Source organism: Mesorhizobium sp. M1328 (assembly GCF_040318075.1).
In the GTDB taxonomy this organism is placed as follows: Bacteria; Pseudomonadota; Alphaproteobacteria; order Rhizobiales; family Rhizobiaceae; genus Mesorhizobium.
This window is the reverse complement of record NZ_JAMYLO010000021.1, coordinates 100759-117264: the sequence shown is the minus strand read 5'-3', so window position 1 is coordinate 117264 and position 16506 is coordinate 100759. Positions and strand designations below refer to the sequence as shown.

12 protein-coding genes and 1 pseudogene are annotated in these 16506 nt (G+C 59.3%); 10 read left to right on the top strand and 3 right to left on the bottom strand.

Annotation, left to right across the window (positions count from 1 at the left end):
* The 3 genes from NKH23_RS28090 to NKH23_RS28080 form a co-directional block, all read right to left on the bottom strand.
* A partial coding sequence (locus tag NKH23_RS28090) for an amidase (protein WP_353035879.1) occupies positions 1-578 on the bottom strand: 578 nt, incomplete at its 3' end.
* 127 nt (positions 579-705) lie between these two features.
* Positions 706-1584 carry a phosphotriesterase family protein gene (locus tag NKH23_RS28085; protein ID WP_353035877.1) on the bottom strand — a complete coding sequence of 293 codons (879 nt, stop codon included), beginning with the start codon at positions 1582-1584 and terminating at the stop codon, positions 706-708.
* Positions 1585-1984: 400 nt separating this feature from the next.
* A complete protein-coding gene (locus NKH23_RS28080; protein ID WP_353035896.1) occupies positions 1985-3637 on the bottom strand; it encodes an MFS transporter in 1653 nt (550 codons plus the stop codon).
* Positions 3638-4404: 767 nt separating this feature from the next.
* Here NKH23_RS28080 and NKH23_RS28075 point away from each other — a divergent pair.
* From NKH23_RS28075 to NKH23_RS34720, 10 genes and pseudogenes are all read left to right on the top strand, one after another.
* A complete protein-coding gene (locus NKH23_RS28075; protein WP_353035875.1) occupies positions 4405-5400 on the top strand; it encodes a succinylglutamate desuccinylase/aspartoacylase family protein in 996 nt (331 codons plus the stop codon).
* 77 nt (positions 5401-5477) lie between these two features.
* On the top strand, positions 5478-6731 hold the full coding sequence (locus NKH23_RS28070) for a methylaspartate ammonia-lyase (protein WP_353035894.1): 1254 nt from the start codon (positions 5478-5480) through the stop codon (positions 6729-6731).
* Between the two features lie 15 nt (positions 6732-6746).
* A complete protein-coding gene (locus NKH23_RS28065) occupies positions 6747-7898 on the top strand; it encodes a CaiB/BaiF CoA transferase family protein (protein ID WP_353035873.1) in 1152 nt (383 codons plus the stop codon).
* Positions 7899-8028: 130 nt separating this feature from the next.
* Entirely contained in the window at positions 8029-8931 is a 903-nt protein-coding gene (locus tag NKH23_RS28060) for an HpcH/HpaI aldolase/citrate lyase family protein (protein ID WP_353035871.1), read from the top strand.
* 121 nt (positions 8932-9052) lie between these two features.
* Positions 9053-9979 carry a LysR family transcriptional regulator gene (locus tag NKH23_RS28055; RefSeq protein WP_353035892.1) on the top strand — a complete coding sequence of 309 codons (927 nt, stop codon included), beginning with the start codon at positions 9053-9055 and terminating at the stop codon, positions 9977-9979.
* Positions 9980-10172: 193 nt separating this feature from the next.
* Positions 10173-11606: an NAD-dependent succinate-semialdehyde dehydrogenase gene (locus NKH23_RS28050; protein WP_353035869.1), complete on the top strand. Its 1434-nt coding sequence runs from the start codon at positions 10173-10175 to the stop codon at positions 11604-11606.
* 6 nt (positions 11607-11612) lie between these two features.
* Complete coding sequence (locus NKH23_RS28045; RefSeq protein ID WP_353035867.1) at positions 11613-13157, top strand: fumarate hydratase; 1545 nt, start codon at positions 11613-11615, stop codon at positions 13155-13157.
* A 505-nt stretch (positions 13158-13662) separates the two neighbouring features.
* Positions 13663-14160, top strand: coding sequence for an Lrp/AsnC family transcriptional regulator (locus tag NKH23_RS28040; RefSeq protein ID WP_353035865.1), 498 nt, complete (start codon positions 13663-13665; stop codon positions 14158-14160).
* Between the two features lie 164 nt (positions 14161-14324).
* Positions 14325-15731 carry an aminotransferase gene (locus NKH23_RS28035; protein WP_353035863.1) on the top strand — a complete coding sequence of 469 codons (1407 nt, stop codon included), beginning with the start codon at positions 14325-14327 and terminating at the stop codon, positions 15729-15731.
* Between the two features lie 30 nt (positions 15732-15761).
* A pseudogene (locus NKH23_RS34720) lies at positions 15762-16488 on the top strand (electron transfer flavoprotein subunit alpha/FixB family protein); the annotation flags it as partial.
* Positions 16489-16506 lie beyond the last annotated feature (18 nt).

Below are 16506 nucleotides of genomic sequence, written 5' to 3'. Positions count from 1 at the left end.
GCTGCTGGTCCTCTAATCGATCCGCCAGTATCGGTTCCCAGCGCCGCGATTACCGAACCGTCCGCTACGCTCGTGGCCGCACCTGAGGAAGAACCGCCGACAAGCCGGCTGGGATCCAGGGGATTGCGCGGCGTACCGAACGTACGGTTCTCACCGGTATTGGCGAACGCGAACTCCGACATGTTGGTTTTGCCGATGATGACTGCTCCCGCCGCGCGTAGCCTCGCGACACAATCCGCGTCTCGGGAGGCGGGCAAAGCGGTCGCAAGTGCTGCTGAGCCCGCTTGGGTTACGTCTCCTCGCACGTCGCAATTGTCCTTGACAGCAATTGGAAGGCCCGCGAGCGGGGAGGACGAAGGCGTTCCGGCGGCAACTAACCTGTCTTCTCGCTCTGCAGCTGCCAGTGCGTCCTCGGCCCACAGCCGTGTGAACGCCACACTCCCCTTCTCGCGCAGCGACGCTGCGCGAGCAAGGGAACGAGCAACCAGGTGGGTAGATTGAATTAGGCCCTCGGCGCGAGCCTTCGCGAGGGCCTCAATGGTATCCTTGGCTTCGAAAGCGCAGCTTTCGTTTATCATTTGACAAATCTTTCTAGACTAGCTAGTTCGCCGACCTTTCCGGCAAAAGCTCACCCGCAAAGAACCCTCCAGAATAGACTCGACGTCTGCTTGGCCGACACCCCGGGCGTGTAGCATCGGGATGAAGTCAGTGAACATGTAGGTATGCGGGTGCCAGACTCCCTGTGACTTTAACTGTTCGATCTTCACTTTCGGGTGTTAGTTGGTGCGTCGTCGGCCTGCCCAGGGAGCCGCAGGCGTGGTCCATACTCATGATGATCTGCGCACGAAACCCACCACGCATGAGCTTTGCTACGTTTTCGGCGCGGACATCGTCCTGCTGGAAATGGGCATACCCAATTTGGTCGAACCCGATATGGGAGCCGCCGTCCACGACGCGCCGATGGTAAGCGTGATCGGGGTTGGCACAGCAATGGCCAGTCAGGCAGCGATCGGCAGCAACGCCGCCGGCCGCCAAAAGCAGCTGCTGTTCTGGCCCCGCGCAACCTTGTGTAGTGTGCGTTATGATCGGTACTCCCGTCGCTTTCTGGCCGATGCAGGCAGCGGCGAGGAATTCTTCTCCTGCTGGGTGACAATGGGTGCGCCCGTCGAGATTGATGGCCCCGGCCCTCACACCGGTATCGCCAATGCCCTGGGTGATCTCGCGGACGTAAAGCTCTGCGATCTCATCGAGGTTACGAGCGCGCCAGTAGGAAGGTAGCCCCAGTCCCTCGTGGTAGAATCCGGTGGTGCAGACGATGTGCACGCCGGATTTTTCAGAGACCTCCTTCATTAGGAGGACGTCGCGGCCGAGCTCGATCGGACAGGGGTCGACGAAGGCGCACACGCCGTGCTCCGTGCGCAGTTCCACCAGCCGCCCAACCGCCTCCTCGATCAATGCCGCGCGGTCGAATTTCAGGAACGGATCGAACCAGGCGCCTGGAAACGCGATGAATAGATGCTCGTGCATCAGTGTGCGACCTAGGCTCCTGACCAGGATTGGCCCTGTTGCTGTCTGAACCCTCATGGTTTGTCCTCTAGCCGCACTCCGCGGCCACGGGAGGCTCAAAGTCAAATTCAGTCTGTCTATTACTATCATCTGGAAGCGAGATGGATTGGATGCCGCAACGGCCATGACACGCTGCTTGCAAAAATGCTCATGAAGCGGCCAGCTCGTTCTGATCACAAGACTCGCTCCTCTCCATCCCGTCAGCCCGTAACATCGAACACGCTCCGCAGATCGGAACCCTGAGCGGCAATCCTGTCGCCGCCGTCGCTGGTCCCAAGACCCCCGAATCCTGCAGCGTCCGGGGAGCTGTTGCCTTGCTCGGCTCTTTGGGCGCCGCCATCACCACTCTCTGCAAAGCATAGCGTGATCGGTCGTCATCTGGTGCAAGCGCTAGTACGGGAGTACACCCGTGAAGAAGTCAACGGTGGGGAAAATAAGGGGCGGACTGCTCGGGTTTTCGAGCGACTGTCGGTCGCTCGATCAAAAGAGTCATTTGAGGTGGAAGCTCTCCTTTGTGCATTTGGAGGACCCGTTCGTCCAGCTCCTTGTCTGCTTCCGTGAGACGATGGTTTAACCGAAGGTAGTCCGTCCAAGTCGGCGTACGGAATGTCTCTGTCCATTGCATAGGCTTCTGAAGGTTGCGCTGCAGAGTCCAGTGCCGAGCACCGACGCGGCTGTGTACATGACGCCGCTGTCGCATGACGTCGAGGAAGGCCTCGAGATTTCTCTCGGCTATCAGATATTCGACCTTGACCACGATCGGACCGCTTCTCGGCTTCAAATTGAGAGCGACAGCTGGGGCGTCGAATTCCTCCAACGGATCGGGCTCGGACTCACGGCGCTCGCGAAGAGGAAACAGGACACCGGCTGCAGCAACCAGCAGCAGAGCACCTGCGGAGCCCTCCAGCGCCAAGGTCAGGGAATGGTTCTGCGCCACCGTGCCCCACACCCAGCTGCCGGCCGCGATGCCGCCATTTATCAATGCATAATAGATCGAAATGGTGCGCCCCACGACCCAGCGCGGGCTCGCCAGCTGCACACTCACGCCAACCCCGGACCAAGCGGTGACCCAACCCGCGCCGCCCAAGGCCAGCGCAATTGCGGCCACGACGATCGAAGAGGTCAGTGCCAGGGAGAGGGAGCATGCCGCGCAGGCGAGGCACGCGAGCATCATCAGTCGTTCTTGAGACAAGCTCCGTCTGAACACGCTGTTGGAGACGCCGGCGAGGACAGCGCCTGTGCCGAAGCCAGCCATGAGCGTGCCATAAGCCAGCGGTCCTCCTCCCAGCTGATCGCGGACAATCAGCGGCAGTAGTGCGAGTATGGCGATGCCCGCCAGGCCAAAGAGGGTCCCGCGCGCGATCGCCGCCTTGATTTCCGATGACATCGCCGTGAAGCGCAATCCATCGTAGATCGCCGTCCTCACCGACTCACGCGGGAGAGGTGAGGAGCGAACCTTCCACTTGCAGCGCCATATGGTGACCATAGGGACAAGGTAGGTGAGTGTGGTTACGGCGAAAGCCGTCAAAAGCCCGAACGAGGCCACCACGATGCCGCCGAGCGCCGGGCCCACGGTTCGCACAGTGTTGAAGCCGACGGAGAGCAAGGTGACGGCAGCGGGAACCTCGCGTCGGTGCACCATATCGCCAACCGAAGCCTGCCAGGCGGGATCGTTGAGAGCGCCGCCGCATGCGATCAAGAAGCTGAAGCCGAGGATCATCCACGGACTGACAAAGCCCAGCGCCACGGACGCAGTGAGCATCGCGGAGGCTGTCACCATAAGGCAGCGGCCGGCGAACATAACCCGGCGCCGACTGTAATTGTCGGCGAGAACCCCGGCGAAGACGGACAAGATGAAAGCGGGCAGGTTCGACGAAGCCTGGACCAGCGCAACCATCAGATCGGAAGTCGAGATCGTCGCCATCAACCAGCTAATGGCAACAGTCTGCATCAACCAGCCGAGGCTGGAAACCTGTGTGGCGAGCCAGATCGAACGAAAGGTCGGGTTTCTGAGCGGGGCAAACGTCGCTGGCGAAATTGGATCTGTATCTGCGCGCACCGCTCTGCTCATATTTCGGAGCGTCGCCTCCCGTGTGACGGTTCGTATAAACTCGCCTGCGCGGAAGATGTGCAGGCGCAAGCTGCCACCATTTTGTAATTTCATTCCAGTCCAAGATTGATCACCTGCTGGCTTGCGTCAAATGCAGTATCTATATCTGGGTCATCTAGCGCCGAGATGGCCCTAAGCTCCGCATGCCGGCCCTATTGGGCGGCATGACCAAGGCCCTCGTCGGCCGCAAAGTCCAGCCCGCACTGTCGGTGGCCCGCGCCAGCGGTTCGGCACATTGCGTCGAAGCGGCCCCTCAAGCCTCGCATAGTCATCGCCGACGAGACGGCCTCGGCCCTCGCATAAGCTCGGCGTCTTGGGGCAACGGGCAGCGCATCTGGCCTCTGATAATGTCCGCCAGGATAAAGCGCGGTAGCGGGCAATATGCTTCTTAGCCCTCGATCGGTGATGAAACGTTCCAGTATCTGCACAAGCTTGACAAGATCCCTGAGGGCTGGCCCGTGTGGCGAGCAAGCACGCTGGCGGTCCTGGGGTGTAGGGGGGAGCCAGCTATTCGTCACGGCCCCCTATTTCCTCGTGAACATCGAGCAGCGGTAGTTCCACCAAGCCCCAGGCGGCGGCCATCTAAAAACGCGATGGCACCCTCCGGGACATTATATTGGCGAATTGAACACCGCGCGGCGCATACTGCCAGAGCAGGAGAATGCAAACGCGCATCAGCTATCGTAAACCGGCGCCAGGTCGCCTGAATACTCGCAATAGGTTGAACAATGAGCCAAGCACCACATCTTACGTTTGATCTCGATACGCCCGGCGTGAGCAGGGGGCGTCTTGTTGTCCCGGGAGGTGCCGACCGGGGAGAGCTTTTGCTCCCGGTCTTCAGTCTCAATAAAGGAGAGGGACCGCGCCTTCTTGTCACCGGCGGAAATCATGGCAACGAATTGGAGGGGCCAATTGTCGCGCGACGGCTTATTAAGTGGCTGCCAGAAGCGCAAACCTGTGGAAGGGTCATCGTCATACCGGTGCTCAATCCATTGGCCGTGCAGGCCTGGAGCCGCAATACTCCGCTCGACGGGTTGAATCTCAATCGCGTCTTTCCGGGCCGCGCCGACGGGTCAGTGACCGAACGAATCGCGGATGCGGTTTCGCGCGTATTGTTGCCGATGGCCGACACCGTATTTGATCTGCACAGCTTCGGACCAACGTGGGATTTTCCACCGGCGGCCACAACGCACCCCATTGCCGATCCCGATCTCATGGCCAGGACGGTGAGAATGGCGGAAGCGTTCAAATTGCCCTTGACATTGGTCTGGCAACACAACGACACGGCTGGAATGTTTGATATCACGGCCCAAAACCAGGGCAAGGTATTTGTTTGCGCTGAATTCGGCGGGGGCACGGTCGGCGCGGACAATCTCGCGATCTACGAGGCTGGAGTACGCAACGCGCTCATGGCGCTCCGGCTGGTCGAGGGCAAAGCCGAGTATCCAACGTTGCGACATCAGAGCTCCGGCCAAACACTCGAAACGCATCCCTCCGATGAGTTGAAATCGCCTGCGCCGGGCATCTTCGAACCTCGCTGCTCGGTGCTGGATGAAGTGAAGCAGGGAGATCTCATAGGCATCCTGCATCCGATGGATTCGCTGTCCGCTGAGTCCATTGGTATCCGCGCGCCTGGAACGTCCATCGTCTTGGCCATAGCATCGGGGGCGCATGTCGACGCCAACAAAGTGGTAGCGCTCGTTGCGCGGCCGCTGAAGATCTAAGAATCAGGTGCAGCTAGCGCCTCGCGTGCCAGTAGCGGAACGAATTTAATCCCGTCAGGATGAATCGAGTGACCGAATTGCAGATCAAAGACGTCCTCCTTGCGCCTGGCAATGGCGCATTCTTCTATGACGATCAAGCTGCCATTAGGTCGGGCGCGACCCAGGACGGCTTCATCTATGTCGGCGAACCGACAACACCTGGGTTCAATTCGATTCGCATGCCAGCATCTTCGCTCAGCGTCGGGCTCGTACTTACCGACGGCACCGTTGTTTGGGGCGACATGATGAACGTCCAGTACTCTGGGACCGGCGGACGCGATCCTTTGTTTGAAACTGCTCAAATCTCGGATTTGACGTCGCGCGTCGTGGCGCCACGGCTTCTTGATGTCGATGCGTCTTTTTACCTTCATGCCTGCGCGAAGGTTTTCGAACCATTCGAACAAGAGCGGCTACCCCTCGCGATTGAGTATGGCCTCAGCCAGGCGCTCCTACGCGCGGCGGCCCATCTTCAACGTAAGACGATGGCGGAGATCATATGCTGTGAATTTAACCTACCGTTGCCGACGCGTAGGGTCCCGATCTACTGCCAGAGCGGTGATGCTCGGGAAATCAACGTAGACAAAATGATCTTAAAGGCGGTGGATGTGCTTCCCCACGGCCTGATCAACTCGCGGCAGAAATTCGGCGTCGACGGCCATACCTTCATGGAGTTCGTGAAGTGGGTTGCAACGCGTACCCACCAAATCGGCGGCCCGGGGTATCATCCGGTGCTACATTTCGATGTGTATGGCTGGATCGGCCAGGAAATGGGCCTGGAGCCGCAAAGCATCGCGGACTTTATCTGCAAGATTGCAGATACGGTCCCGGATTTCACGCTCAACATCGAATCCCCAGCGGACTTTGGTTCGACGCAAGCTCAAATTGAGAACTATGCCCAAATTGTCTCGATTTTGGATGACCGGAGTTCCAGCGCGCGCATTGTCGTGGATGAGAGATGCAATACGCTTGAGGATATCCGGCTCTTTGCCGAAGCGAAGGCTGCGCATCTCGTTCAAATCAAGACCCCGGATGTCGGCTCAATTGCCGACACAGCGCGGGCCGTTCTCATCTGCAAAGAGAATAGGGTAGGGGCGTATGTCGGGGGAAGCTGTACCGAGACTGATCTCTCCGCCCAAGCCTCTGTCCACGTATCGGTGGCAACCCAGGCCGACATGATGCTTGCGAAGCCCGGAATGGGTGTCGACGAGGCATTCTCAATTGTTGGGAACGAACAAAACCGGTTGCTGGCGATGCTGAACCGTCGTCGGACTCAAAACGAAAACATTGGATGAAAAGCACGGTGTCGCATGCAGAACTCTCTTGAGAGGATCACTGTCGTAGCCGTGGAGCAGGCCGTGGCCGCGCCTTATGCGTCCTCTCGCCTTGCGGACGCCGGCGCCCGGGTGATCAAGATCGAAAGGCCCGAAGGGGACTTTGCGCGACACTACGATAAACTGGTGCGGGGACAGAGCGCTTACTTCGTCTGGCTCAACCGGGGTAAGGAATCGGTGTGTCTGGACCTGAGGTCGGAGGCTGACCGGGCCGTCCTAGAACCGCTCATCGCCAGTGCTGACGTCTTCATCCAGAATCTGAAGCCGGGCAGTATCGAAAAACTGGGTTTCGCGTCTGCTGATCTCCGTCGACGATATCCGCGGCTGATCACCTGCGACATCTCTGGCTTCGGGGATGCAGGGCCGTATTCCCATTTGAAGGCTTATGATCTCATCGTCCAGGCTGAAACCGGTCTATGCGCGATCACCGGCAACCAACAAGGGCTCGCGCGTGTAGGGGTCTCGGTTTGCGACATCTCAGCGGGCATGACAGCGCATAGCGCCATTCTTCAGGCGCTGTATCACCGCGAGGTCACCGGCGAAGGGACAAGCATCCAGGTGTCACTGTTCGATGCCGTCGCCGACTGGATGAACGTGCCGGTTCTGCAAAACGACTACAGCGGGTATCACACGGTACGCGCCGGCGTGAAACACCCCTCGCTAGCGCCATATGGCGCCTATCGTTGTGCCGACGGCAAAGAGGTCATCTTTTCGGTTCAGAATGACCGTGAATGGGTGAATTTCTGCGAGAAGTTCCTGAAGCAGCCGGGGCTTACACGCGCACCTGGTTTTGCCGACAACATGGAGCGTCTCGGTCACCGGGCGCAACTTGATGAGATCATTGAACTGCGTTTTTCTGAACTATCCTGCCACGAAGCAATGCGCGAGCTCGAGGCGGCGGGCTTGGCATATGGCCGACTGAACGAAGTGGCGGATGTTTCAACACATCCACACATTCGCAGGGTGCAGGTTGGCACTCCCGAAGGAACCGTCGAGACGATAGCGCCGGCTGCGGTCTTCAACTCCGAGCACCCCTCGCTTCGCCCAGTTCCCGCTCTTGGCGCTCATACGGAGACTGTCCGCGAGGAGGTTCTGCGGCATTTGCGCGAAAGAGCCGCCTCAGCGTGAGCGCGCGTCTGGTTAAGGTGAGTGCACTCGCGATTTCCAAAGAGCCTGGTACCTCGCATCATCTGGGCACGCCGGCCACCCAGAAAACTCACTGGCATCGCCCTCGCCAAAATCGGCCGCAGAGTACTCCATGATCAAGGACACAATTTCGGCCGTTGAAAGCGCGACGTCTGTACCCCTCTGGAGATCCCTACTCTTCGTTCCCGCTCACGTTCCGCGCTTTGTGGAGACGGCCCATGAGCGGGGTGCAGATGGCGTCATTCTCGACCTGGAGGATTCCGTTCCCCAGGATCAGAAGGGCGAGGCACGGCGGCAGCTTCCTGAATCCGTGGCAAAGGTGGCGCGCAAGGGCGCATCTGTTTTGGTCCGCGTGAATCATGGTTTGCGCGCTTTGGCGGCCGACCTCGATGCAGCGGTGATGTCAGGTGTTGACGCGCTGGTTCTTCCGAAGACGGATTCGGCCGAGTGGGTATTAGAGATCGCGACTGCGGTTTCGGAACTTGAACGGGAAAGAAATCTTCCGCTGGGACGCATCCGGTTCCTTGCCCAGATCGAGACTCCGGGCGCCTTGCAAAGGCTCGCGGCCATTGCGTCGGCGCATCCAAGGATGGTCGCAATGGCGCTTGGTCCTGAAGACTTCAGTGCCGCTGTTGGCGGCTCTCCGGAGTTCGACCTTCTGTTGGTGCCGAACCTTTCTGTTCTGTTTGCCGCGCGTGCGGCCGGGTTGCTCCCGCTGGGCTTCGTAGGGAGCATCGGCGAGTTCTCCGACCCTGATAACCTTCGTGAAACCGCGGCGCATGCGCGGCGGCTTGGCTTTGCCGGAGCCTTGGCGATCCATCCGAAACAAGTTGCCATATTCAATGAGGCTTTCTCGCCAAGCGCACAGGAACTCGAGTGGGCCCGACGCGTCATCGCGGCGGAAGACGATGCCGCCACGCGTGGCCAGTCTGCATTCTCGTTGAATGGTAAGATGATTGATCCCCCGGTGGTGCGGCGCGCCCACGAGATCCTGGCTCTCGCCAGCAATAACTGACCTGCCTTTATCAGCAGCCGGACGCTGGTTTTCGAGCATGGCCCGAATGTTGCTTGCCTGCCATCTCATTTCGAGATAGATAAGAAGGCACTGGGGATTGCCCGGTTTGGATTTGTTCATCGTGGACATCAGGCAGTTAAGATACTTTGTCGGCGTCGTCGAAGCCGGCAGTTTCACGAAGGCAGCGGCGACGCTCAACGTTGCTCAAAGCGCTCTAAGCCTGCATGTGCGTCAACTCGAGGAAGGATTCGGCACCCAGCTGCTCGTTCGCGACAGGACCGGTGTCAGCGTCACGGCGTCCGGAGACAAGCTGCTTGAGCGCGCGCGGATCATTCTGAAGGAAATTCAGCTCACTGAGGCGGAACTGACCAACTCGGTGGCCGCTCCTTCCGGAGAGGTGACCATTGGCATTCCGTCCGGAGCCGCTCGCGTCCTTAGTGGTCCCCTGATTGAATCGGTAAGAAACGAATTGCCGAGGATCTCGCTTAAGATGATCGAGGGCATGACGGGACCGCTGGAGGAGTGGATGGCTGCTGGCCGCTTCAATCTGGCGGTCCTGTACCGCACTGCCGAGAGCGTGGGGCAAATGACGGTGCTGGCCCGCGAAGAGTTTTGCCTGGTGGTGCCGCCGGGTGAACCGCCTTTCGAAGAGTCGATTCCGCTCGCCGACCTGCACGCGTTTCCGCTGGCGGTTCCAATGCGCAACAACAATGTCAGGCGTTCGGTGGCTGATGTCGTTGCGCAACACGGTTGTGCGCTTGACGTCAGATTCGAAGTCGACTCCCTTTCTACGATCATCAACATGGTCATGGAAGGAAAGGCTTATTCTATTCTTACCCCGTCAGCCATTCAGAAAGAGGCGTCTCAAGGCCAAGTCCGAACGGTCAAGATCGTTGATCCAGTGATCACCCGTTCCGTTGTGCTCGCCGTCAACCCGAAAGATGAGCGCTCTCCCGCCGTTTCTGCGGTCCGCAAGCTAATCCCCAAGGTCGTGAATACATTGATCGAGGGCAGGCACTGGTCAGCCACGGCTCCCGACCGGACTTAGGCAGTTTCAGTGCTATCGCTCCTCAGCGGCTGCTTGAGCGATATCAATCTGGATTCCAGATGGTTTTGGTCGATATTCCATATTTGACCGGGCGCGACCATCGCGATGAAACTGCAGAGAAGCGAGCCCATGGCCCGGATCGGCATATCGGCTGGTCTCGCATTGGCAAGAATTCAGTCAAGCGGAGCATGCGATGTCCAACGCCACGAGCTATCAGCTTTTCATCAACGGCAGGTGGCGAGACGGTGGTGACGAAACCAGTCTGCCGGTAATCAATCCGGCGACAGAGAAGGTATTTGGCTCGGTGGCCGCGGCTTCAGCGCCGGACCTGGATGAGGCCCTTGCTTCGGCAGAACGCAGCCGCAAGGCTTGGTCTTCACGGCCTGCAAAAGAACGTGGCGAGATCCTGGTAGCGGCCGCTAGGATCTTGGCAGCGAAGCGTGGAGCCGCAGCCAGGGACCTGTCGGCCGAACAGGGAAAGACGATTGCCGAAGCGACAGGTGAGTACGCGCGCGCTGTCGAAACACTGGAGTGGAACGGCACCCACGCCGAAGAGCTGTCGGCCCCTATTCGGATGGGCCCGAACCGGATGATCGTCCCGGAGCCCCTTGGAGTCGTTGCTGCCTTTACGCCTTGGAACTACCCGGCCGTTCTCATTGCCCGCAAACTCGCCCCTGCTTTGGCGGCAGGCTGCCCGGTGATCCTAAAAGGGGCTGAAGAGACACCAAGCGCGGCTGTCCATTTCGTCGAAGCCTTGCGACAAGCGGGCATCCCGGACGGCGTGGTCAATCTCGTCTTCGGCGTTCCGGTGCAAATATCCCGGCATCTACTCAGTTCGCCGATCGTGAAGATCTTGACTTTCACGGGCTCTACCGAGGTTGGAAAACAGCTCGCCAAGCTTGCCGCGAATAACTTGCAGCGGTGCATTCTTGAACTCGGTGGGCACTCCCCGGTCGTTGTATGCGAGGATGCCCACCTGGCAAACGCCGTACCGGCAATTTCGGAATACAAGTTCGAGTGCGCGGGCCAGAGCTGCAACGCGCCCAGCAGAATCCTCGTCGCGCGGCCTCTCTATGAAGAGTTTCTGTCCCGGATGACCGCAGTCGCCCGCGAAATCAAGATCGGCCCACCGGACGATCCGGCGACGGAGATGGGACCGATGGCAAACGCGCGGCAAATCGAGGCCATGCAGCGTCTGGTCAAGGATGCGGTCGATCGCGGCGCCCGCATCGAAACCGGCGGCACCCGCCTCGACCAGCCGGGTTTTTACTGGCCACCGACCATCCTGACAGGGGTGCCAAAGGATGCGAAAGTTCTTCATGACGAGCCGTTCGGGCCGATCCTCACCGTGGCGCCGTTCGACACGATCGAGGAGGCGATCGAAGAAGCCAACGCCACCGAGTATGGCCTTGCCGCCTACTTCTTCACCGCCGCCGACGATGCGAAACAGGCGCTGATACGCGGTCTTTCGGCAGGCGCCCTCAGTGTAAATTACCTGAAAGGGGTTTCCGCAGATGCACCGTATGGAGGCGTTAAACAGAGCGGCTATGGATATGAGGGCGGCGAACAGGGTTTGCGGAGCTTCCAGAACCTAAAGCTGGTCAACGGGTTCGGGTCATTCGGATGAGATTTCGTGAATAAAAAAACACGGACCATTGCCGGCAAGGATATCACAAAGAGCGTCGCCGATGCCCTTCAGTACATCTCGTACTACCATCCCCCCGACTATATCCGGTACCTTTCGCAGGCATACGCGCGCGAACAGAGCCCGGCGGCAAAGAACGCCATCGGGCAGATTCTGCTGAACTCTCGCATGGCCGCCTTCGGGCGGCGGCCGATCTGTCAGGACACCGGCCTCGTGGTAGTCTTCGCAAAGGTCGGCATGGACGCCCGCATCAAATCAACGGCCAGTTTCGCTGACCTCGTGAATGAGGGCGTCCGTCGGGCATATCTCGACCCGGACAACCCCCTTCGGGCATCGATCGTTGCCGATCCGCTCGCCGGACGGGTCAACACCCGCGACAACACGCCGGCGGTCATTCACATCGAGCTCGTGCCCGGTAACCAGATTGAGATCACCATCGCTGCAAAAGGCGGCGGGTCGGAAAACAAGGCGCGTTTCACCACCCTAAACCCCAGCGCGTCCGTTGCCGACTGGGTGGTCGACACCATTTCGACCCTTGGCAGCGGATGGTGCCCACCCGGCCTGATCTCCGTCGGCATCGGTGGTAGCGCTGAAAAGGCGATGCTGCTGGCCAAGGAAGCCATGAACGAGCCGATTGACATGTCTGAACTGCTTTCCAGGGGGTCTTCAAACGCGGAGGAGGAACTGCGGATCGAGCTTTATGAGCGAATTAACGCGCTGGGCATTGGCGCCCAGGGCCTTGGTGGTCTGACGACAGTGGTTGACGTCAAGGTTGCGACCTATCCTACACATGTGGCGTCCAAGCCTGTGGCACTTATCCCGCAATGCGCCGCTAACCGGCACTTGAAGTTTACCTTGGACGGCACAGGACCGGTACAGCTCCAACCGCCCGATCTTTCCGAATGGCCCCCGATCGGTCATGAGGACTTGCATACAAGCGGCGTCCGTCGGGTCAATCTCGATGGGCTCACGAAGGAAGAGACGGCATCGTGGCGCTGCGGGGAAACCCTTCTTTTGTCCGGAAAAATGTTGACGGGCCGTGACGCCGCCCACCAGCGAATGGTCGACCTGATCGATGCCGGCAAGCCGCTCCCGGTCGATCTGCGGGGGCGCGTGATCTACTACGTCGGACCAGTCCACGCGGTGAGGGATGAGGTCCTCGGGCCTGCTGGTCCAACAACCGCCAGCCGGATGGACGTTTTTGGTGAAAAGATCCTCGCCGAGACCGGGCTCTTCGCGATGCTAGGTAAGGCGGAGAGGGGACCGGCGGCCATCGAGTCGATTGTCAGACACAAGACACCCTATCTCATCGCGGTGGGTGGCGCTGCGTACCTGATTTCAAAATCGATCAAGGCGGCGCGGATCGTTGCCTTTGAAGACCTTGGCATGGAAGCGATCTATGAATTCGAGGTACAAGATATGCCGGTCATCATGGCCGTCGATGTTGAGGGAAACTCCATTCACAATTCCGGGCCTCTTGAGTGGCGTAAGCGCATGGCGGCCGACAGCATCGCACGCAGTATCGGCGTTTGAGTCTTCCCGGCCGGGCGACCCGGCCATACTCCATGTCGCGAAATCGGGCTGGGCGCCCGGACTCTGGGCCGTAGCGGCAACACGGGCGCCTAGGCTCCTCGGCGAGCCAAAGAAGAAAGGCCCTCAATTCATCTCGAAATGCGCCGATGTAAACACTGCATCGACCATGCCGTCCGCGCGATCGATGCTCGGGTGCTGTCGAGGGTGCCAATCAGGTAAAGCAGCGGAGATCCAAAAAAAATGCGCTATCTATTTACGACGAGGTCTCCGCCGAAGGGCGACTATATCTCTCCAACTGCGTCACCGCCCCGGTAGGCGGCGGGGCGACAGCCAACCGGTTCCACAGCCATTCCATGCTTCGAACTCCCTCACCTGATTTTCGACAACCCCACTCTGGCACATTGCGGGCCGAGAATGGATGCCGTCCACTACATTCGATCACTTGAATTAATGATAGTTGGTTGGCACTGATTGCGCTGTCGACCACGGCTTGAGAGCAAAGGTCATGAAGTCGAAACCCGACCCTATGCGACTAGACGCTTGGGACGTCCGGATTCTCTCAGAGATTCAGTCAGACGGTCGGATTTCGAAAAGCGAGCTCGCAAAACGTGTTCACCTTTCGGCTTCGGCCTGTTCGGAGCGGCTTCGTATGCTTCAAGCCGCAGGGATCATTGAGGGGTTCTACGCGCGATTAAGTCCAGCCCTCGTCGGGGGCATTGTTTTTGTGATGGTCGAGGTGGTTCTGGATCGACACCGTCTCGAGGACCAGCGGCACTTCGAGACTGCGATCCAAGACCTCCCGGAAATCCTTGACTGCTGGGCTATAGGGGGGCGGGTCGATTATCTGATGCGCGTTTCAACTCCTTCTATGGCTGCGTATCAGGATTTCATGGAGGGACTGCTGCAGGCAGGCTTGGGTATCGATCAATACTACAGCCTGGTCGTGACAAAACCAGTGAAATCCAATTCACCGATCCCCTTGTCCGCGCTACGACAACGGTAAACTCCCGAAGCCTTGGTTTCCACGGCGATTGGTGCCGATTCCGCGAATTCGTCGGCCAAAGACGTAAATTTCCGTGAAACTCAAGAGGTGTTTGCCGGTATGCTGATTGTTAAAGAGACGGCTGGCCGAGTGTTCTCCGCCGGCCGATCGCGAGGAGAGGGACGATGCGCTTGAGCAATCTGGGAACCGAGCAACTCCGGGAGAAGGATCGAAGCTTCGTCTTCCATCCGTCCACGCACTTAGCCAAGCACAGTCGCGGCGAAACGCCAAACCGGATTATGGCCGGCGCAGAAGGCGTCTACATCTGGGATACGGAAGGCCGAAAGAGCCTTGACGGTTTCGGCGGGCTTTATTGCGTCAATATGGGGTATGGCTGCTCCGAGATAGCCGACGCCATTGCCAAGCAAGCACATGAGCTGCCGTTCGCGCATGTCTATGCCAGCCAAGGCACGGCGCCGGTTGCCCTCTTGGCAGAGGCCGTGGTCGAATATTTCGGGCAGAACATGCGAAGGGTCTATTTCGGCCTTTCCGGTTCCGACGCCAACGAAACCAATATCAAGCTGGTCTGGTACTACAATAACATCCTCGGCCGCCCTGAAAAGAAGAAGATCATCTCGCGGCATCGCGGATATCACGGGTCCGGGCTGGTCACCGGTAGCCTGACAGGCCTTCCCTTCTTTCACGAGTTCTTCGACCTGCCTCTGAATTTGGTGCGCCATACGACGGCGCCCCACCATTACCGCCAGGCGCATGATGGCGAAAGCGAAGAAGCGTTCTCCAGGCGCTGTGCTAACAAACTTGAAGCCCTTATCCTCGCTGAAGGCCCCGAGACAGTTGCAGCCTTTATCGGAGAGCCGGTACTTGGGACCGGGGGAATCGTTCCACCCCCAAAGGGTTACTGGACCGCGATTCAAGGGGTGCTCGACAAGTACGATATCCTTCTGATCGCCGATGAAGTGGTCTGCGGCTTCGCGCGAACCGGTGAAAACTTCGGTTCCCACCTCTACGGCATGCGCCCGGATTTTGTAACCATCGCCAAGGGTTTGAGTTCCGCCTACCTGCCCATCTCCGGGTCAATTATCGGCGACCGCGTCTGGTCGGTCTTGGAACAAGGAACGGAGAAGCACGGCCCACTCGGCCATGGCTGGACATATTCCGGTCACACGCTTTGCGCGGCGGCCGCGCTTGCTAACATTAAATTGCTTAAGGAAAGAAATATCCTGGAACATGTTCGGGACGTCGGACAGTATTGGCAAGCCCGTATGAAAGCCGAACTGGAGCGACATCCCATTGTCGGCGAGGTTCGCGGCGTCGGCATCCTATCCGCCGTGGAACTGATGCGGGATCCTAAAGAACGGGTGCCATTCGAGCCCGGACTTCAGGTCGGCGTGCGCGCCGCCGCTGCTCTGTTTGAGAATGGTGTCATCGGGCGAGCTATGCCGCACGGCGATATTCTCGGCTTTGCCCCACCTCTGATCATTACCCGAAAAGAGATTGACATCATCGTCGATGCGACTGCGAAATCAGTCGATGCGACCTATCGCGCGCTGAAGGCTGAGGGCGCGGTTTGATGCTGCTCGCCAAGGCCGACGAGCTTGCCGCGTTTCGCCGAACCGACGGCGGCACTCGTCGTTTCACTTGCGGGCGCCTATGCGCTGTCATCGCGCCGGCGACCCCGTCGGGCAAGAATGTGGGGCCGCGCGTGGCGGCCCTGCTCGATGCCGCGCAGGCGTCGGAGATCATCGAAGTGGTCTCGCCTGACACGTTCAAGCGGCCGATCTATGCCGGCAACGCCATCCAGACGGTGCAGTCTACCGACACCAACAAGGTGATCACCGTGCCCACCACTTCGTTTCCAAGCGCCTCCCAAGGCAATGCGGCTGCCGTCGAGAATATCTCGGCGGCAGCCGACCCGGGTCTCTCTATTTTCATCGAAAACAAGCTCTTCGAAACTGACTGTCCGGAGTTGATCTCGCCCAAGATCGTTATCTCCGGTGGCCGTGCGCTGTGCTCCTCTGAGAAAATTCTAGGAAGTCATCCCGCCCGTCGCCGACAGGCTCGGTGCCGCCGTCGGCGCTTCCCGCGGCGCGGTCGACGCCGCCTACGCGCCCAGAGACCGGCATGTAGGCCAGACCGGAAGGTCGTCGCGCCCAATCTCTACACCGCCGTCGGCATCTCCGGTGCCATCCAGCACCTTGCCGGCATGAAAGGAACTCGAAGGCCATTGTCGCCATCAACAAGGGACGAGGAAGCTCCAATCTTCCAGGTCGTCGCCGACTACGCCTCGTCGGCGACGTTTTCGTTATCCTACCCGAGCTCTCCAGATCGAATTTGACCCAGGGTACA

Bases quoted from the DNA above. Each gene is read 5' to 3' on its own strand.
- NKH23_RS28085 (WP_353035877.1), bottom strand. From the start codon at position 1,584: ATGAGGGTTCAGACAGCAACAGGGCCAATCCTGGTCAGGAGCCTAGGT.
- NKH23_RS28080 (WP_353035896.1), bottom strand. From the start codon at position 3,637: ATGAGCAGAGCGGTGCGCGCAGATACAGATCCAATTTCGCCAGCGACG.
- NKH23_RS28075 (WP_353035875.1), top strand. From the start codon at position 4,405: ATGAGCCAAGCACCACATCTTACGTTTGATCTCGATACGCCCGGCGTG.
- NKH23_RS28065 (WP_353035873.1), top strand. From the start codon at position 6,747: ATGCAGAACTCTCTTGAGAGGATCACTGTCGTAGCCGTGGAGCAGGCC.
- NKH23_RS28060 (WP_353035871.1), top strand. From the start codon at position 8,029: ATGATCAAGGACACAATTTCGGCCGTTGAAAGCGCGACGTCTGTACCC.
- NKH23_RS28050 (WP_353035869.1), top strand. From the start codon at position 10,173: ATGTCCAACGCCACGAGCTATCAGCTTTTCATCAACGGCAGGTGGCGA.
- NKH23_RS28040 (WP_353035865.1), top strand. From the start codon at position 13,663: ATGAAGTCGAAACCCGACCCTATGCGACTAGACGCTTGGGACGTCCGG.
- NKH23_RS28035 (WP_353035863.1), top strand. From the start codon at position 14,325: ATGCGCTTGAGCAATCTGGGAACCGAGCAACTCCGGGAGAAGGATCGA.